The organism is Sinomonas sp. T428B (genome assembly GCF_056780155.1).
Genome location: NZ_JBRAZR010000001.1, coordinates 1 through 18,664 on the forward strand (window position 1 = coordinate 1; position 18,664 = coordinate 18,664).

Consider the following 18,664-nt stretch of genomic DNA (forward strand, 5'->3'; position numbering starts at 1 on the left):
ATGGGCACTGAGGAAGCCAACGAGGCCAACACGCTTGGCAGTTCGTGGCGCCGTGTCGTCCGACTCCTCGAGGAAGACGAGCGCGTCTCGCCCCGCCAGCGCGGCTTCGTCTCGCTCGCCCAGGCCCAGGGCCTCATCGGCTCGACCCTGCTCGTCGCCGTCCCCAACGAGCTGACCCGCGAGGTGCTCCAGGGCCAGATCAAGCCCGCGCTCGACGACGCGCTGCGCTCGGTCTTCTCGGAGGACATCCGCTGCGCGATCGACGTCGACACCGACCTCGTGCCCGTGCGGGAGGAGACCTTCGAGCCCGTCAAGCGGCCGGAGATCCGCGACGAGCTGCGCCCGGCGCCGACGCCGCCGAGCACCTCGCAGGAGGTCAGCCGGCTGAACCCCAAGTACGTATTCGACACGTTCGTGATCGGTGCCTCCAACCGGTTCGCCCACGCGGCCGCCGTCGCGGTGGCCGAGGCCCCGGCCAAGGCGTACAACCCGCTGTTCATCTACGGCGACTCGGGTCTCGGCAAGACCCACCTGCTGCACGCGATCGGCCACTACGCCCGCCGGCTCTACAACGGCATCCGTGTCCGCTACGTGAACTCGGAGGAGTTCACGAACGACTTCATCAACTCCATCCGCGACGACGAGGGCACGAGCTTCAAGACCACGTACCGCAACGTGGACCTGCTCCTCATCGACGACATCCAGTTCCTCGCGGGCCGCAACGCGACCCAGGAGGAGTTCTTCCACACGTTCAACGCCCTGCACAACAGCAACAAGCAGGTCGTCATCACCTCGGACCAGCCGCCCAAGATGCTCCACGGCTTCGAGGACCGCATGAAGTCCCGCTTCGAGTGGGGCCTCCTGACGGACATCCAGCCGCCGGAGCTCGAGACCCGCATCGCGATCCTGCGCAAGAAGGCCAACAGCGACGGGCTCTCCGCGCCGGACGACGCGCTCGAGTACATCGCCTCGCGCATCTCGGCCAACATCCGCGAGCTCGAGGGCGCGCTCATCCGCGTCACCGCCTTCGCGAGCCTCAACAAGCAGCCGGTCGACGTGGCCCTCGCCGAGATGGTCCTCAAGGACCTCATCATGGACGACTCCGCGCTCGAGATCACGGCGGAGCAGATCCTCGCGGAGACCGCGGCCTACTTCAAGCTCACCGTCGAGGAGCTCAACAGCAAGTCCCGCACTCGCACGCTCGTGACGGCGCGCCAGATCGCCATGTACCTCTGCCGGGAGCTGACCGACATGTCCCTGCCGAAGATCGGCCAGGTCCTGGGCGGGCGGGACCACACGACCGTGATCCACGCGGACCGCAAGATCCGCGAGCTCATGGCCGAGCGCCGCGCGATCTACAACCAGGTCACGGAGCTGACCAACAAGATCAAGCAGGCCCAGCGGGGCGCCTGAGCCTCAACAGGCCTGTCGATGCAGGGGACGGATGACAGGAATCCCCCGCACGCGCACCTTATTAACAGGCAGCTGTGGACAACCCTGTGGACGGTTAAGTGCACATCGGCCTTCCATGGGCTTAAAACCCCCTCCGCCGCTGTGGAGACCTCGAATGACAGGAATCCGGCCCTCCACAGCGTGGCCCCTGCTCGTCCGCAGCCGATCAACACGGCGTGAACACCCGGCCGCCGCGCCAGCGCTGGCAATGACGCCGTTTTCCACAGTTTCCACAACAGTTATTAACACCACGAACTACAAGAATCCGAAGATCCCCGGATAACAGTCACCCTCCGGGCCACGCCGCGAGCCAGCCAGGCGCCGTCGTCCGCCGACTCAGGCCCGTCCCCAGCCCAGAGCCAGCCGTTGAACTCGCATCGGCACATGGGGCTAAGCTGTGGTCAGCGTTCCGGGGACTCCTTCCTGCAATTCCTGGCATTCCCCGTGACCCCGGACCGCGGACTACACCCGCGCCCCTCGGCGCCTGAGAAGACTGCGATGAAAGGCGGACCACCTCCGTGAAGTTCCGAGTCGAACGGGATGTCCTCACCGAGGCCGTCAGCTGGGCGGCCCGCTCGCTCTCGCCGCGGCCGCCCGTCCCCGTCCTCGCGGGCCTCCTGCTCAAGGCGCACGACGGCGTCGTGAGCCTCTCGAGCTTCGACTACGAGACCTCGGCGCGCCTCGAGATTCCGGCGGAGATCATCCAGGAGGGCACGATCCTCGTCTCCGGCCGCCTCCTCGCGGACATCTGCCGCAGCCTGCCCGCCGCGCCAGTCGACGTCGAGACCGACGGAACCAAGGTCACGCTCACGTGCCGCCGCAGCTCGTTCCACCTCGCGACCATGCCCGAGGGCGAGTACCCGGCCCTCCCCCAGCTGCCGCCGATCACCGGCGCGGTCTCCGGGGACGCCTTCTCGAAGGCCGTCGCCCAGGTGATCATCGCCGCGAGCAAGGACGACACGCTCCCGATCCTCACCGGCGTCCGGATGGAGATCGAGAAGGACCTCATCACGCTCCTCGCCACCGACCGCTATCGCCTCGCGATGCGCGAGCTCCCCTGGTCCCCCGCCAACCCGAGCACCTCGACCGCCGCGCTGGTCAAGGCCAAGACGCTCAACGAGGTCGCCAAGACCCTCGGCGGCGCGGGCAGCCTCAACCTGGCCCTCGCCGAGGACGAGAGCCACCTCATCGGCTTCGAGAGCGGGGGCCGGACGACGACGTCGCTCCTCGTCGACGGCGACTACCCCAAGATCCGCTCGCTGTTCCCCGAGTCGACGCCGATCCACGCGGTCGTCGCGACCCAGGAGCTCGTCGAGGCCGTGCGCCGCGTGTCCCTCGTGGCTGAGCGCAACACCCCGGTCAGGCTCGCGTTCACCGACGGGCTCGTGGCCCTCGACGCCGGCACGGGCGAGGACGCCCAGGCGTCCGAGGAGCTCGAGGCCAAGCTCACCGGCGAGGAGATCACGGTCGCGTTCAACCCGCACTACCTCATCGAGGGCCTGAGCGTGATCGAGACCCCCTTCGTGCGCTTCTCGTTCACGAGCGCGCCCAAGCCGGCCATGATCACGGCCCAGCGCGAGCTCGACGGCGACGACGAGGTCGACTACCGCTACCTCGTCATGCCGGTGCGCCTCCCCAACTGATCCCACCGCGCCACGCAGCCCGGGGCTGTCCTGAGAACCGAGAACGGAGCCTTCCACGTGCACATCGGACTGATCGGCCTCGGCAAGATGGGCTTCAACATGCGCGAGCGCCTGCGGCGGGGCGGCATCGAGGTCACCGGCTACGACCGCAATCCGGACGTCACGGACGTGGCCTCGGTCGACGAGCTCATCGCCGCGCTGCCCACGCCGCGGACCGTGTGGGTCATGGTGCCCGCCGGCGAGATCACGGACCGGGTCATCGGCGAGCTCGGCGAGAAGCTCTCCGCCGGTGACCTCGTGATCGACGGCGGCAACTCCCGCTTCACCGAGGACCAGCGGCACGCGGCCCAGCTCGAGGCGAAGGGCATCCGCTTCGTCGACTGCGGCGTCTCCGGCGGCGTGTGGGGCCTGACGAACGGCTACGGGCTCATGGCCGGCGGCGACGCGGCCGACGTTGAGCGCGCCATGCCGCTCTTCGACGTTCTCCGCCCCGAAGGCGAGCGGGCGGACAGCTTCGTCCATGTCGGCGCGACCGGTGCGGGCCACTACGCCAAGATGGTCCACAACGGGATCGAGTACGGGCTCATGCAGTCCTACGCCGAGGGCTACCAGCTGCTCGCCGCGAAGGACATCATCACCGACCTCCCGGGCACGTTCCGCGCGTGGCAGAAGGGCACCGTGGTGCGCTCGTGGCTCCTGGACCTCCTGGTCAAGGCCCTCGAGGAGGACCCGGGCCTTGCGAACATCGACGACTACGTCGAGGACTCGGGCGAGGGCCGCTGGACCGTCGAGGAGGCGATCGCGAACGCGATCCCCGCCCCCGCGATCACGGCCGCGCTCTTCGCCCGCTTCGAGTCCCGCGAGGACTCCTCCCCCGCCATGAAGATGGTCTCCGCGCTGCGCCACCAGTTCGGCGGCCACGCGACGCGGCCGGCCAAGTAGCCCCCCAGCTCCGCCCGGTGTACGTCGACCGCCTCTCCCTCACGGACTTCCGCAGCTACGAGCAGCTGGACCTCGCGCTCTCGCCCGGAACCACCGTGCTCGTCGGGCCCAACGGCGTGGGCAAGACCAACCTCGTCGAGGCGCTCGGGCTGCTCTCGACCCTGAGCTCGCACCGCGTGAGCTCTGACGCGCCGCTCGTGCGCTTCGGCGCGGAGCGCGCGCTCGTCCGGGCGTCGTTCGTGCGCGGCACGCAGCGCTCCCTGCTCGAGCTCGAGGTCACCCCCGGCCGGGCGAACCGGGCCCGGATCAACCGCGGGAACCCGGTCCGGGCGCGCGACCTCCTCGGCATCGCCCGCACGGTCCTCTTCGCGCCCGAGGACCTCGCGCTCGTCAAGGGCGACCCGTCCGCGCGCCGCCGCTTCCTCGACGAGCTGCTCACCGTGCTCCTCCCGCACCACGCCGGGACCCGCGCCGACTACGAGCGCGTGCTCAAGCAGCGCAACGCGCTGCTCAAGAGCGCCCGCGCGGCACGGTTCTCGCGCCGTTCCTCGGCGCCGGATCCGGGCGGGGCCACCGTCGAGACGACCCTCGACGTGTGGGATGCGCACCTCGCCCAGGCCGGCGCGCGGCTCCTGCACGCCCGGCTCGGGCTCGTCGACCGGCTTGTCCCGCACCTCGACGCCGCATACGCCCAGCTCACTGACGGCTCGAAGGTCGCCGGGGCGGTGTACCGCTCGAGCGTCGAGGGCGCGGTCCCGGAGTCCGACGGCGAGGACTTCCCGGCGGCCGACGACGGCGGTGACGTCCCCGACGGCGGCGGTTCCCCCGCCGTCGTGCGCGACGGCGACGCTGCCCCCGGGCTGGCCGGGCTGGCCGGGCTCGGAGTGGCCGAGATCTCCGAGCGGTTCCTCGCCGCCCTGGCCCAGGCCCGTCCGCGCGAGCTCGAGCGCGGGCTCACCCTCGTGGGCCCGCACCGGGACGAGCTCGAGCTGACCCTCGGGGAGGCGCCGGCGAAGGGCTTCGCCTCGCACGGCGAGACCTGGTCCTTCGCCCTCGCCCTGCGCCTGGCCGCGTACTACGTCATGATCGACGACTCGGCCGTGGCCGGCGACGAGCCGATCCTCATCCTCGACGATGTCTTCGCCGAGCTCGACGCCGCGCGGCGGGCCCGGCTGGCCGCCATCGTGGCCAAGGCGGAGCAGGTGCTCGTCACGGCCGCGGTCGACGAGGACGTCCCCGCCGAGCTCTCGGGCCGGCGCGTGCGCGTCATCCCCGGCGCGCTCGCCCCCCTCGTCCCCGGGGACAGTGCCTGACATGGCGGGCGAGCCAGACCCCCACGCACCCCGCCGGGACGCGCCGGCGGACTCGGTGCCTGAATCCTCCGCCCCCGGGCCCTCCGTCCCGGGGCCCCAGGACGAGATCGACGCCGCCCGCGCGGCCCTCAACCGCGCCCGGGACGCGGCCCAGGCCCGCGGCGAGGTGCGCGTGCGTGCGACCGGGCCCCTCGTGCGCGACCCGAACGCCCCCGCGCCGCCGCGCCGCGCCCGTCCCATCGAGGGCTACAGCGGGCGGGACCCGCTCGGGCTCGGGAGCGTCGTGAGCCGCATGGTCGCCGAGCGCGGCTGGTCCTCCCCCGTGGCGGTCGGCTCGGTCATGTCCCGCTGGCGCGAGCTCGTGGGCGAGGACATCGCCGCTCACTGCACACCGGAGAGCTTCGAGGGCACTGTGCTGCGGGTCCGCTGCGATTCGACCGCCTGGGCCACGCAGCTGCGGCTCCTGAGCACGGCGCTCCTCGACCGCTTCCGGCGCGAGCTGGGCGACGGCGTCGTCACCTCGCTCCACGTGCTCGGCCCCGCGGCCCCGAGCTGGCGCAAGGGCGCCCGGCACGTGCGAGGCCGCGGCCCCCGCGACACCTACGGGTGACCCCGCATCCTTGGGAGGTGACCCCGCATCGTTGGGAGGTGACCCCGGATCGTGGGGAGGCGACCCCCGGGTCGGTGGGGCCGAGGCGAGGACGGCGCGTGGGGCGCTCAGCGACCCCTCAGGCACACTGCCCCTTGGGCGGCGCCCGTTTCGTGTCGCTGCGAGCCGTTTCCGCCCCTCCCAGAGGCATGCGGGGCGGCGCTGTCCGGTCCGGCGCGCGGCAGCCGGTAGAATTGACCCGTTAAGCCATCCGAACTGAAGAGGGGTCGAGACCGCCTGTGGCTGACGAGAGTGCACTGAACCCGACCGGTGAGCACGGTGCCGACCACGACGGGGCCCGCACGTCGGGACCGAAGGAATACGGGGCCAGCAGCATCACCGTGCTCGAGGGCCTCGAAGCCGTCCGCAAGCGCCCCGGCATGTACATCGGGTCCACGGGACCCCGCGGCCTGCACCACCTTGTCTACGAGGTGGTCGACAACTCGGTCGACGAGGCCCTCGCCGGCTACTGCGACCACATCCAGGTGACCCTCCAGGACGACGGCGGCGTGCGCGTCGAGGACAACGGCCGCGGCATCCCCGTCGACATCCACCCCACCGAGGGCAAGCCGACGGTCGAGGTCGTCATGACGATCCTGCACGCCGGCGGCAAGTTCGGCGGCGGCGGGTACGCCGTCTCGGGCGGCCTGCACGGCGTCGGCATCTCCGTGGTGAACGCGCTCTCGACGCGCGTCGACACCGAGGTCCGCCGCCAGGGGTACGCGTGGCGCATGTCGTTCCGCGACGGCGGCAAGCCCGTGGGCGAGCTCGAGCGAGGGGAGGCCACCGAGGAGACCGGCACGACCCAGACCTTCTACCCGGACCCGGCGATCTTCGACACCATCGAGTTCGACTTCGAGACCCTGCGCGCGCGCTTCCAGCAGATGGCCTTCCTCAACAAGGGCCTGCGCATCACGCTCGCCGACGAGCGCCGCGGCGAGGAGGAGGAGACCGAGCTCGCGGGCGACGAGCCTGCGGCCGAGGCCGCGGACGACGCCGCGTCGCACCGCCGCGTCGTCGACTACAAGTACGACGACGGCCTGCTCGACTACGTCAAGCACCTCAACTCCTCGAAGAAGACCGAGGTCGTCCACGAGGACGTCATCGCCTTCGAGAGCGAGGACGCGGACCGCAAGATCTCGGTCGAGATGGCGCTGCAGTGGACCACGGCGTACTCCGAGAGCGTCCACACCTACGCCAACACGATCAACACGCACGAGGGCGGGACCCACGAGGAGGGCTTCCGCGCCGCGATGACGACGCTCATCAACCGCTACGCGCGCGAGAAGGCGATCCTCAAGGACAAGGAGGACAACCTCACGGGCGACGACATCCGCGAGGGCCTCACCGCCGTCATCAGCGTCAAGCTCGCCGAGCCCCAGTTCGAGGGCCAGACCAAGACCAAGCTCGGCAACTCGGAGGTCAAGGGCTTCGTCCAGCGCGTCGTCACCGACCAGCTCGGCGACTGGCTCGAGCGCAACCCCGGCCCGGCGCGGGACGTGATCCGCAAGGCGATCCAGGCCTCGCAGGCCCGCATGGCCGCGCGCAAGGCCCGCGACAACGCGCGCCGCAAGAGCCCGCTCGAGTCCTTCGGGATGCCCGGGAAGCTCTCCGACTGCTCGAGCAAGGACCCCTCGCGCTGCGAGGTCTACCTCGTGGAGGGCGACTCGGCCGGCGGCTCGGCCAAGCGCGGCCGCAACCCCGAGACGCAGGCGATCCTGCCGCTGCGCGGCAAGATCCTCAACGTCGAGCGCGCGCGCCTGGACAAGGCGCTCGGCAACGCCGAGATCCAGTCGATGATCACCGCGTTCGGCACGGGCATAGGCGAGGACTTCGACATCGCCAAGCTGAGGTACCACAAGATCGTGCTCATGGCCGACGCCGACGTCGACGGCCAGCACATCACGACCCTCCTCATGACCCTGCTGTTCCGGTACATGCGCCCGCTCATCGAGCACGGCTACGTGTACCTCGCCCAGCCGCCGCTGTACCGCATCAAGTGGTCCAACCACGCGCACGACTACGTGTTCAGCGACCGTGAGCGGGACGAGACGATCCGGGCCGGCGTCGCCAAGGGCCAGCGCCTGCCGAAGGAGAACGGCATCCAGCGCTACAAGGGCCTCGGCGAGATGGACTACACCGAGCTGTGGGACACCACGATGGACCCGGACCGGCGCACGCTGCTGCAGGTGACGATGGAGGACGCCGCGGCCGCGGACCAGACGTTCTCCGTCCTGATGGGCGACGACGTCGAGTCCCGCCGCCACTTCATCCAGCAGAACGCCAAGGACGTCCGGTTCCTGGACATCTGAGCCCGGGCCCGAAAGCTGCCCGAGCAAAGCAAGGAGAGAATCTGTGAGCGACGAGACTCCCGAGATCCCCGGGACCCCGGACGCCGAGGGCGCTGCCTTCCTCGCCGAAGGCACCGTGATCGACCGCGTCGAGCAGGTCGACCTGCAGACGGAGATGCAGCGGTCGTACCTCGACTACGCGATGGCCGTCATCGTCGGCCGCGCCCTGCCGGACGTGCGCGACGGCCTCAAGCCCGTGCACCGCCGCGTCCTGTACGCGATGTACGACGGCGGCTACCGCCCCGACCGCGCGTTCAACAAGTGCGCGCGCGTCGTCGGCGACGTCATGGGCACGTACCACCCGCACGGCGACATGGCGATCTACGACGCCCTCGTGCGCCTCATCCAGGACTGGGTCATGCGGTACCCGCTCGCCCTCGGCCAGGGGAACTTCGGCTCCCCGGGCAACGACGGCGCCGCGGCACCCCGGTACACCGAGACCAAGATGGCCCAGCTGGCCATGGAGATGGTCCGGGACATCGACGAGGAGACCGTCGACTTCCAGGACAACTACGACGGGAAGAACCAGGAGCCGACGATCCTGCCGGCCCGCTTCCCGAACCTGCTCGTCAACGGCTCCTCGGGCATCGCCGTCGGCATGGCCACCAACATCCCGCCGCACAACCTGCGCGAGGTGGCCGACGGCGTCCAGTGGTACCTCGAGAACCCCGAGGCGAGCCGCGAGGAGCTCCTCGAGGCGCTCCTGACCCGCATCAAGGGCCCGGACTTCCCCACGGGCGCGACGATCCTAGGCCACAAGGGCATCGAGGAGGCCTATCGGACGGGCCGCGGCTCGATCACGATGCGCGCCGTGGTCAACGTCGAGGAGATCCAGGGCCGCACGTGCCTCGTCGTCACGGAGCTGCCCTACCAGGCGAACCCGGACAACCTCGCGGTCAAGATCGCCGAGCTCGTCAAGGACGGCAAGATCTCGGGCATCGCGGACCTGCGCGACGAGACCTCGGGCCGCACGGGCCAGCGCCTCGTGATCGTGCTCCGGCGCGACGCCGTCGCGAAGGTCGTGCTCAACAACCTGTACAAGCACACGCAGCTGCAGGAGAACTTCGCGGCGAACATGCTCGCGATCGTCGACGGCGTGCCCCGCACCCTCTCGCTCGATGCGTTCGTGCGCCACTGGGTCACGCACCAGATCGACGTCGTCGTGCGCCGCACGCGGTTCCGGCTGCGCAAGGCCGAGGAGGAGATCCACATCCTCCGCGGCCTGCTCAAGGCCCTCGACATGCTCGACGAGGTCATCGCCCTCATCCGCCGCTCGCCCACCGTGGACGAGGCCCGCGACGGGCTCATGTCCCTGCTCGAGATCGACGAGGTGCAGGCCCGCGCGATCCTGGACATGCAGCTGCGCCGCCTCGCTGCCCTCGAGCGGCAGAAGATCCAGGACCGCAACGACGAGCTCGAGGCGATGATCACGGAGTACAACGCGATCCTCGCCGACCCGGTGCGCCAGCGGCAGATCATCTCCGAGGAGCTCGCCGGGATCGTCGACAAGCATGGCGACGACCGCCGCACACAGATCCTGCGCGGCTTCGACGGGGACATGAGCGTCGAGGACCTCATCCCCGAGGAGGAGATGGTCGTCACCATCACGCGCGGCGGCTACGTCAAGCGGACCCGCTCCGACCAGTACCGCCAGCAGGTACGCGGCGGCAAGGGCGTGCGTGGCGCGCAGCTGCGCGGGGACGACGTCGTCGAGCACTTCTTCGTCACGACGACGCACCACTGGCTCCTCTTCTTCACGAACCTGGGCCGCGTGTACCGGGCCAAGGCGTACGAGCTCGCCGAGGGCGGGCGCGACTCGAAGGGCCAGCACGTGGCGAACCTGCTCGCGTTCCAGCCCGACGAGCGCATCGCCCAGGTCCTCGACCTGCGCGACTACGAGCAGGCCCCGTATCTCGTGCTCGCGACCAAGGGCGGCCTCGTGAAGAAGACCCGGCTCGAGGACTACGACACGAACCGCTCCGCCGGCGTCATCGCGATCAACCTGCGCGAGGGCGACGAGCTCGTCTCGGCCCAGCTCGTGAGCGAGGAGGACGACCTCCTGCTCGTCTCGCGGCACGGCCAGTCGGTGCGCTTCCGCGCCGACGACGACGCGCTGCGCCCCATGGGCCGCGCGACCTCCGGCGTGACCGGCATGAAGTTCAGGGACGACGACGAGCTGCTCGCCGCCGACGTCGTCACCGAGGGCTCCTATGTCTTCATCGTCACCGAGGGCGGCTTCGCGAAGCGGACCTCGGTCGAGGAGTACCGCATCCAGGGCCGCGGCGGCCTCGGCATCAAGGTCGGCAAGTACCAGGAGGAGCGCGGCCACCTCGTCGGCGCGCTCATCGTCCAGGAGGAGGACGAGGTCCTCGTCGTCATGGAGGGCGGCAAGGTCGTCCGCTCCGCCGTGGCCGGGGTCCCCGCGAAGGGCCGCGACACGATGGGCGTCATCTTCGCCAAGCCGGACAAGGGCGACCGCATCATCGCCGTCGCGAAGAACACCGAGCGCACGCTCGGCGAAGAGGATCCAGGCGAAGGACACGCCGAGGACAGCGGTGCCAGCGAGGCGATCGACGCCGCCGACGCGCGTCCGGACGGTGAAACGCCGGTGCCTGACCAGGACCCCGATGCCGTAACGTTGGCTGGAGACCGAGACCAGACCCCCGGAGGTAACGAGTGAGCACGCCCGAGAACTCGCCGTCGGCTGGCGGCGGCTACCCGCAGGCGGCGCCCCCGTCGCGCCCCCCGCAGCGGCCGGCCGGCCCGCCGTCGAACGCCCCGGGCTACTCCCCCGGCCAGCGCCCCGCCGAGCGCCCCCTCACCCCGGCAGCGGCCGCGGCGCAGCGCGCCGCCGGCCCCCAGCGCCCCGGCCAGGCCCCGCCCCGCCCGGGCCAGGCCGGCCTCGTGCGCCCGGCGCCCAAGGCGAAGCAGCGCCGCGCGCGCCTGCTCGTGAGCAAGGTCGACCCGTGGAGCGTCCTGAAGATGGCGTTCCTGCTCTCGGTCGCGCTCGGCATCGTCACCGTCGTCGCGTCGATCGTGCTGTGGACCGTCCTCGACGTCACGGGCATCTTCGACCGCGTCAACGGCCTCCTCGGCGAGGTGGCCGGCAGCGAGGGCGGCGGGTTCGACCTCAAGAAGGTCGCCTCGCTCGGCCAGGTCGCCTCGTTCGCGACGATCATCGCCGTCGTGAACGTCGTCCTGCTCACGGCCCTCGCGATGCTCACGGCGGTCCTCTACAACATCGCCGCGACACTCGTGGGCGGCATCGGGGTGACCCTCACCGACGACTGAGGGACGGATTTGGCCGCGGGCCGGGGTGTGCTGTACAGTCATATCTCGGTCCGAGGGCAAGTACCTCAGGCCAACGGGGGCGTATAGCTCAGGCGGTTAGAGCGCTTCGCTGATAACGAAGAGGTCCCAGGTTCAAGTCCTGGTACGCCCACGGAATCCTGCTTTCCGTACGGAGGTGCCCGTGAAGAAGCTGATTGCCTTGGCAGTCGCTGCTGTCGCGGGCGCTTTCCTGTTTCGGAAGGCGAAGGAGTCCGAGGCCCAGAAGAAGGTCTGGAGCGGCTCGACCGACAACGTCGAGTAGCCGGGACCGCAGGGCCCGCCCCTCGGGGGCATGGCGCAATTGGTAGCGCACCTGCTTTGCAAGCAGGGGGTTAGGGGTTCGAGTCCCCTTGCCTCCACCGAGAGAACACCCCCGGCCGTCCGGCCGGGGGTGTTCTGCTGTCCGGGCCCGGCCCCTGTGGGACGCTGGGATCAGGCCCGCTGGGATCAGGCCGCCATCCCGGACCGGTCGAATTCGCCGAGTGCCTCTTCGAGGAACTCCTGCACGACCCCATCGCCCGTCACAGGGACTACGGTGCCAAGCCTGAAGGTCGGCTGAGTGCGCGCTTCGGCCGCGTGACGGGCCTCGAGGAGGGCCGCCCGGGCGCCCCGCGCGCGCGTCGCGTTGCCGTCCCGCGTCGCCCCGAGCATGCGGATGGCCGCGGCGAGGGCCTCCCCGTAGCGGGAGGCTGCCGCGGACCAGGCCGCGACGTCGGTGGCGTATCCGGGCTCGAGGAGCCGCGGCAGTAGCTCGGGCAGCCGCCGCAGGAGCGCCGCCCGCTCGGGGAGTCCAGAGGGGAGGGGCCGCGCCAACCTGTAGGCGGCCCAGAATGCCTCGACGTCGCGGGAGAGCTCGGGGGCCGGGTGCGAACGCTCATCCGGCTGCCAGTTCTGGTTGAGGTCCGTGAAGGCGGCGAGGGCCGCGAGGGCCTCCATGTCCCCGCCAGCGAGATCCCTGAGGGCCGCCCAGAGCGACTCGCTGGGCCGGTACGCGGGCCCGTTCCAGAGCATGTCCGCGTAGGTCGCAAGGCCCGGCAGCGACGCGTAGGGCTGGGTCATGGGGTTCGAGAGCATGCCGGCCAGGTGCTCGTGGAGGTCCGGCGCGCGCCCATCGGCGGGGGCGAGGAAGAGGTGGTCGGGGGACCAGTCATTGACCGGGAAGTTGTCCCACACCACGAGGGTGCGCGGCCGCCCAGCGCTCCCGTAGGCGGCCCGCGCCCGCTCGGCCTGGCCGGCTGTGATCCTGTGCGAGATGACCTCCTCCCCCGTCCACAGGACCAGGACCCCCGGATGGAGGTATTTCCCGAGCTGGGCCTTGTAGCGGTCGGTCCCTGAGCCGCTGTAGTGCGTGGGCACCATCTGCAGCGGCTCGAGACCCGGGAACTCCGCCTCGAGCCTGTCCCGGAGCCGGTTGAGGTACCAGGCCTGGGCCTTCCCGAGGGATGCCCGGCCCCGGTACCTGAACCTGGCGCGGTCCTGGAGGCAGGAGAGTCTGCCGCTGATGTCGTCGAAGGGGACCACGAACGAGCGGATCCCGAGTTCGTAGAGGGGGCGGAGCTTCCGCAGCGCGGCGTCGAGGTCGGCGCCGGCGGAGTAGCAGATGTCCAGGCCCGGCGAGAGCGCGTAGCAGAGGTCGATGTGGTTCCGCCCGGCCGCGGCGAGCAGTCCGCGGAGCTCCGCGAGGCCGTCCTCGGGGTAGGGCTCGCGCCAGCGGCCCCGGGCGTAGGGTTCGTCCTTCGGCGAGTAGATGTAGGAGTTCATCTTGGCCCGGCCCATGGCGTCGAGGACCGCAGCCCGTGCCTCGGGCGGCCACGGGAGGCCGTAGAAGCCCTCGACGACGCCGCGCGTGCCCATGAGGGGCCAGTCCGCGACGCTCACCGGCCCGAGCCGCGCCCCGTCGAGGAGGCGGCGCAGCGACTGGACCGCGAAGAACTGGCCGCGCGCGTCGGCCCCGGCGAGGACCGCCGTCGGCCATCCCGAGAGCGTCCCCGTGGCGATGACGTAGCCCTCCGGGCGGCCGAGCGCCTCGGCCCGGAAGCCGCCGTCGGCCGCCGGGCGAAGACCGGTGAGGGCCGATTCGAGTGCGCCGCCCGCGCCCGGGTGCGGGCCCAGGCAGACCACCGCTCCGGGGCCGCCGCCGCTCGCGGGCACAGACGACGACGGGACGACCTCGCGGGCGACCTCGCCCAGCAGTGCCTCGAGGGCCGCCTGCGCCACCGGATCGGCATCCGCGCCTTCGACCAGCACCACGCAGCCAGACAGGTCCACAGCACGGCCCTCCCGGCTGATGCGCTGCGGCGCGGGGTGCAGGGCCGGACCCGCGTCGACGGGGAAGGGTCGCGGGGACTCCACAGCATCAGCCAACCACAGCTGGGGGATTCTGCCCATCGGGCCGCGATGAGCGTGGGCGCGTGAGGCCAGGCACGCGCCGCTCAGCCGGTGGCGGAGCCTGCGGCGGGCCCGGCGTCGCCCGCCTCCCGCTCGGCGCGGTCCGCATAGGACGCCGCGCGGCGGGCGTGCTCCGCGACGTGCGCCGTCGCGGCGGCATGCTCGGCGGCCCGCGCCGCCGCCCGGGCGGCGGGCGAGACCGCCTCCTTCGAGGCGTCGTGCGCCGCGAGTGACGCGGCGCGCGCGAGCGGCACCTCGATCTCGCCGCGGATCCACGCGCGGGCTGCCTCGATCGCGCGGCGGGGCCGGACGTCGTCGTGCCTCTCCCGCTCGAACAGCGGCAGGACCCGTTCCGCGCACTCGGCCGCCCACAGCGCGAGCGCGTGGTGCTCGGCCTCGCTCTGCTGCCCGCTCGCCATGGTCGGCCTCCTAAGTTCGCGCCCGGCTACACTCCGCCGCGCTTGACCGGCGGCTGGTTCGCCGAGTGGATCGCGCGCAGGAGCTTGGCCGGATAGTACACCGAGAAGACCACGGCCATGGGGGCCTTGAGCGCGATCTTGCGGATGTTGTGCGCCTTGTACGTCCGGTCGAAGCGCTGGACGTAATAGCGGTAGTCCTTGGGCGAGTCCTCGAGCCGGCGCGCGGACATCCCCGAGACCATCTCCGGGCAGTACTGGATGCGCAGCTCGTGCTCGGCCAGGTGCAGGGACAGGTCGATGTCCTCGTGCATCTCGTCCTTCTCGTCCCGGCACGTCGAGTCGCGGATCGTCTCCCACGCCGTGCGGCGGATCGCCATGTTCGAGCCGAAGAGGAAGTGGTACTGGTGCCGGGAGAGCTTGAGCAGGAGCTGGCGGACCTTGTCGTCCGCCTTGAGCCCGAAGCGGCGCATGGGCATGTCGTAGTACACGACCGGACCCGTGGTGGCCTGGACGGTCGGGTCCGTGAACGCGCGCTGGACCTCCTCGACCCAGTCGGGCTCGAGGAGCGAGTCCGCGTCGATGCGGCCGATCACGTCCCCCGTGGCCGAGTCGAGCCCGAAGTTGCGGGTCGGGATGAGGCCCTGCTCGCGGTCCTGGGACAGGAGCTTGATCGGTGACTCCGGGTACTCCTGCGCGAGCTGGCGCACGATCTGCGCGGTCGAGTCCTTGGACAGGTTGTCGACGACGATGATCTCGTGCGCGGGGACGGACTGGTAGATGGCCGCCGTGACGCACTGGCGGATGACGCTCTCCTCGTTGTACGCCGGAATGACGATCGAGACGCTCGGCAGGGGCGCGCTCGTCGTGGGCTCGGAGGCGGGGTCGTCAGGCATCACGACAAATCTAGCAAAGGCGTCCGACCGCGGCAGCGGGTCCGCCGGCGGGAGCGGACACGGCTGAGGCCCCGCCCTCGGGCGGGGCCTCAGCCTGCTCCATCTCGGCCGGCGTCAGGCGCCGGGCGTCTCCTCGCCGTTCTCGCGGCGGGTGGCGGAGGCGATGTTGCGCATGGCCTCGGACGGGTCCGTGGCCACGTGCTTGCCCTCCGCGTCCGTGCCTTCCTCGGCGGGCGTGGACTCGGAGACATCGGGCAGGACGGCGTCGGCGGCCTGCGGCTCGGCCTCGAGGTTCGCGCCCGCGGCCGCGGCGGACTCGTCGACGAGCGCCGAGTCCTCGCCCTCGCCCTCGGCGGCGCGCGCGGGGGCGTCCTCGAGCACGGCCGCCTGGCCGGCGTCGAACGCCGCCTCTGCCTCGGCCTGGGCGGCGGCGGTCGACTCGGTCGACGCCTCCTCGGCGGCGACCTCCCTGTCGAGGGCACCAGTGCCCGTCGCGGCCGCGGCGCTGGCGGCGCCCGCGGCACCGGCGGCGCTCGAGGCGGGGACGGACGACGGCGTGGCGGCACCGGAGGCGGGGGCCGCACCGGTGGGCGCATCAGTCGGCGTGACCGGGGACGGGACCTTCCACGGGTCCTCAACCGGCTTGGCCGCCCTCCATGCCGCGACGCCCGCGGCGACGGCGGCGGCGATCACGCCGAAGATGAGGAGTCCGCGGCCCCGCTTCCGCTTGGGGCGCGCGAGCTCGTCCGCCGCCGATCGCACCGCCTGCTGGGCGGCCACGACGGCGTCCTTCGCCGCGGCGTCGGCCCGGTGGACGAGACCCGAATCGGCGAGCCGCTGCGCGACGTCGTCGATCCGGGCAGGCGCGTGCGCGAGGCCGCGGTTGACGGACTCGGCCGCGTGCGCGATGCCCTCCGAGATGCGCGGGATGTACTGGTCCGCCGCGTCCTTGATGGCCGGCGCCGCCACATCGACGGCGTGGTGCAGGCGCGGCGTGGTGCTGTCCACGGCGTCCGTGATGCGCGGCGCCAGATGGGCGAGCCCGTCCTGGATCTTCGGCGTCACGGTCGCGACTCCCTCGGCGAGGTTGTGCGCGGCGCTCTTGAGCCCCTCCTGGATCTTCGGCGAGGCCGTGTCGAGGCTGTGCTGCAGGCGCGGCACCGCCCAGCCGACCGCGGCATCGACCCGGGGTTGCGCCCATTCCCTCGCATTCTCGACGCCGACGGCGACGCCGTGCTCGATCTCCCTGGCGACTTCACGCGCGACGGACTCGGTCGTGTTCAAGCTCTTCTCGAGTGGTTTCTTCACGGCTACCTCCGGATTCTCCCTGAACCAACGCCAGCCTACGTGTGGGGCGCCGCCGGGGCTACGGCAAAAGGAGCTCCGACACGCACCTCTTACCCGATTTCACCCAGCGCGGAACCGCGGGCCTCCCCGGGAAGGGCTCAGACGGCCGTGGAAGAATGGCGCCCATGAGCGCAATCGCAACTGCCAAGGCAACCATCCACACCAACCACGGCGACATCGTGGTCAACCTCTTCGGCAACCACGCCCCGAAGACGGTCAAGAACTTCGTGGGCCTCGCGACCGGCGAGCAGGCGTGGACGCACCCGGAGAGCGGCGAGGACAAGACCGGCACCCCGCTCTACAACGGCACGATCTTCCACCGCATCATCAAGGACTTCATGATCCAGGGCGGCGACCCGCTCGGCAAGGGCATCGGAGGCCCCGGCTACCGCTTCGACGACGAGATCCACCCCGAGCTGACGTTCAAGGAGCCCTACAAGCTCGCCATGGCCAACGCCGGCATCCAGGGCGGCAAGGGCACCAACGGCTCGCAGTTCTTCATCACCACGGTCGACACGAGCTGGCTGTTCGGCAAGCACACCATCTTCGGCGAGGTCGCCGATGACGCGTCGAAGAAGGTCGTCGACGAGATCGAGGGCGTCCGCACCGGCATGCAGGACCGTCCCGTCGAGGATGTCGTCATCTCCTCGATCGACGTCGAGCAGCTCTGACCCTCATCCCACACTCCCCACAGACGGCAGGGACATTCAGCACGTGAGCTTTGGAAGCCCGGCGGCCGGCCCCGAGGCGGTACCGGTCTGCCCGCGCCACCCGGACCGCGTCTCCTATGTGAGGTGCCAGCGGTGCGGCAGGCCGGCGTGCCCCGAGTGCCAGCGGCCGGCCCCCGTCGGCTTCCAGTGCGTGGACTGCGTCCGCGAGCTCGCCGGCCCGGCCCCGAAGACGGCGTACGGCGCCGTCGCGCGGCCGGGCAGGCGGCCGCTGATGACGTTCCTGCTCATCGCCGCGTGCGCCATCGTGTACGTGCTGCAGTGGGCCGTGCCGAACTCGTTCGTCTACCAGGAGTACGCGTATGCGACCCTCCTGACCGGCATCGAGCCCTACCGGATGCTCACGGCCGCGTTCCTGCACGCGCAGTCGTTCATCCTCCACATCCTTGTGAACATGTACACGCTGTGGATCTTCGGGCAGGCGCTCGAGCCGCTGCTCGGGCGCGCCCGCTTCCTCGCCGTGTACCTGCTCTCGGCCGTCGGCGGCTCCGTCGGCTACTTCCTCCTCACGCCGCCCAACCTCGGCGGCGTCGTCGGCGCCTCGGGGGCCGTCTTCGGCCTCTTCGGCGCGATGTTCGTCGTCATGCGCCAGCGCGGCGGCGACTCGCGGCAGCTCCTGGTCCTCATCGCGATCAACGCGGTGCTGGGCTTCGTCGTCCCCCAGATCGCGTGGCAGGCCCACCTCGGCGGGCTCGTCACGGGCGCCCTTGCCACCGCCGCCATCGCCTACGCTCCGCGGGGGCGGTACCGCTCGCTCGTCCAGTACGGGGGGATGGCCGCCGTCGCCGTCCTCCTGGCCGTCGCGACCCTGCTGCGCGTCTCCGCGCTGGGCATCGGCCCGGGCGGCCTGGGCCTCTAGCCCGCCCCTACCTTCCGGGGTCACCTTCCTGCGTTGCGGGGTCACGTCTCAACGTTGCGGGGTCACGTCCCTGCATTGCAGGGTCACGTCTTGCTGTCGCGAGTTCCCTGACCCCCGATCTCGGGGTACCCACTCCCCCATCTCGGCGTGCTACACCCCCATCTCGGCGTTGTCCCCCGAGTTGTCCACGCCGCCCCTGCGGTTCTCCACCTCGTGGCTGTCGTTCTCCACAGGGATTGTCCACAGTGTGTACAACTTACAGGGCTGTAGTTACCAAGGCGTATCCCCAGCGCTGACGCGGGCGACGCCGGCCCCCCACCCTCCAGCGTGTGACCGTACCCGCGGCTCGG

15 protein-coding genes and 2 tRNA genes are annotated in these 18,664 nt (G+C 71.0%); 13 read left to right on the plus strand and 4 right to left on the minus strand.

The annotated features are described in order from the left end of the window. From dnaA to ACUYMY_RS00055, 11 genes are all read left to right on the plus strand, one after another. On the plus strand, window positions 1-1,413 hold a 1,413-nt coding region (dnaA, locus tag ACUYMY_RS00005), incomplete at its 5' end, for a chromosomal replication initiator protein DnaA (protein WP_481701595.1). A gap of 557 nt (window positions 1,414-1,970) precedes the next feature. Next, entirely contained in the window at window positions 1,971-3,095 is a 1,125-nt protein-coding gene (gene dnaN / locus ACUYMY_RS00010) for a DNA polymerase III subunit beta (protein WP_481701596.1), read from the plus strand. 57 nt (window positions 3,096-3,152) lie between these two features. After that, window positions 3,153-4,037, plus strand: a complete 885-nt coding sequence (gnd, locus tag ACUYMY_RS00015) for a phosphogluconate dehydrogenase (NAD(+)-dependent, decarboxylating) (protein WP_481701597.1) — start codon at window positions 3,153-3,155, stop codon at window positions 4,035-4,037. Between the two features lie 17 nt (window positions 4,038-4,054). Continuing rightward, entirely contained in the window at window positions 4,055-5,350 is a 1,296-nt protein-coding gene (gene recF / locus ACUYMY_RS00020; RefSeq protein ID WP_481701598.1) for a DNA replication/repair protein RecF, read from the plus strand. A 1-nt stretch (window position 5,351) separates the two neighbouring features. Next, window positions 5,352-5,960: a DciA family protein gene (locus tag ACUYMY_RS00025; RefSeq protein ID WP_481701599.1), complete on the plus strand. Its 609-nt coding sequence runs from the start codon at window positions 5,352-5,354 to the stop codon at window positions 5,958-5,960. A 296-nt stretch (window positions 5,961-6,256) separates the two neighbouring features. Continuing rightward, entirely contained in the window at window positions 6,257-8,311 is a 2,055-nt protein-coding gene (gene gyrB / locus ACUYMY_RS00030; RefSeq protein WP_481704916.1) for a DNA topoisomerase (ATP-hydrolyzing) subunit B, read from the plus strand. A gap of 43 nt (window positions 8,312-8,354) precedes the next feature. Continuing rightward, on the plus strand, window positions 8,355-11,030 hold the full coding sequence (gene gyrA / locus ACUYMY_RS00035) for a DNA gyrase subunit A (protein WP_481701600.1): 2,676 nt from the start codon (window positions 8,355-8,357) through the stop codon (window positions 11,028-11,030). After that, the gene (locus ACUYMY_RS00040) at window positions 11,027-11,641 is read left to right on the plus strand and encodes a DUF3566 domain-containing protein (RefSeq protein ID WP_481701601.1); all 615 of its coding nucleotides are present in this window, start codon (window positions 11,027-11,029) and stop codon (window positions 11,639-11,641) included. Before gyrA ends, ACUYMY_RS00040 begins: the two co-directional genes overlap by 4 nt. A 77-nt stretch (window positions 11,642-11,718) precedes the next feature. After that, window positions 11,719-11,792: transfer RNA gene (locus tag ACUYMY_RS00045), tRNA-Ile, on the plus strand. 30 nt (window positions 11,793-11,822) lie between these two features. Beyond that, window positions 11,823-11,942 carry a DLW-39 family protein gene (locus tag ACUYMY_RS00050; protein WP_481701602.1) on the plus strand — a complete coding sequence of 40 codons (120 nt, stop codon included), beginning with the start codon at window positions 11,823-11,825 and terminating at the stop codon, window positions 11,940-11,942. Window positions 11,943-11,966: 24 nt separating this feature from the next. Next, window positions 11,967-12,039 (plus strand) — tRNA-Ala (locus tag ACUYMY_RS00055). 88 nt (window positions 12,040-12,127) lie between these two features. Here ACUYMY_RS00055 and ACUYMY_RS00060 read toward each other — a convergent pair. The 4 genes from ACUYMY_RS00060 to ACUYMY_RS00075 all read right to left on the minus strand — a co-directional run bounded on the left by ACUYMY_RS00060 (window position 12,128) and on the right by ACUYMY_RS00075 (window position 16,688). Further along, window positions 12,128-14,032: a glycoside hydrolase family 84 protein gene (locus tag ACUYMY_RS00060; RefSeq protein WP_481701603.1), complete on the minus strand. Its 1,905-nt coding sequence runs from the start codon at window positions 14,030-14,032 to the stop codon at window positions 12,128-12,130. Between the two features lie 80 nt (window positions 14,033-14,112). Continuing rightward, the gene (locus ACUYMY_RS00065) at window positions 14,113-14,487 is read right to left on the minus strand and encodes a putative immunity protein (protein WP_481701604.1); all 375 of its coding nucleotides are present in this window, start codon (window positions 14,485-14,487) and stop codon (window positions 14,113-14,115) included. A 26-nt stretch (window positions 14,488-14,513) separates the two neighbouring features. Beyond that, a complete protein-coding gene (locus ACUYMY_RS00070; protein ID WP_481701605.1) occupies window positions 14,514-15,380 on the minus strand; it encodes a glycosyltransferase family 2 protein in 867 nt (288 codons plus the stop codon). Between the two features lie 114 nt (window positions 15,381-15,494). After that, on the minus strand, window positions 15,495-16,688 hold the full coding sequence (locus ACUYMY_RS00075; RefSeq protein WP_481701606.1) for a hypothetical protein: 1,194 nt from the start codon (window positions 16,686-16,688) through the stop codon (window positions 15,495-15,497). Between the two features lie 164 nt (window positions 16,689-16,852). Here ACUYMY_RS00075 and ACUYMY_RS00080 point away from each other — a divergent pair, with 164 nt between their 5' ends. Continuing rightward, window positions 16,853-17,398, plus strand: coding sequence for a peptidylprolyl isomerase (locus tag ACUYMY_RS00080; RefSeq protein WP_481701607.1), 546 nt, complete (start codon window positions 16,853-16,855; stop codon window positions 17,396-17,398). Between the two features lie 43 nt (window positions 17,399-17,441). Then, window positions 17,442-18,314 carry a rhomboid family intramembrane serine protease gene (locus ACUYMY_RS00085; protein WP_481701608.1) on the plus strand — a complete coding sequence of 291 codons (873 nt, stop codon included), beginning with the start codon at window positions 17,442-17,444 and terminating at the stop codon, window positions 18,312-18,314. Window positions 18,315-18,664: the final 350 nt, after the last annotated feature.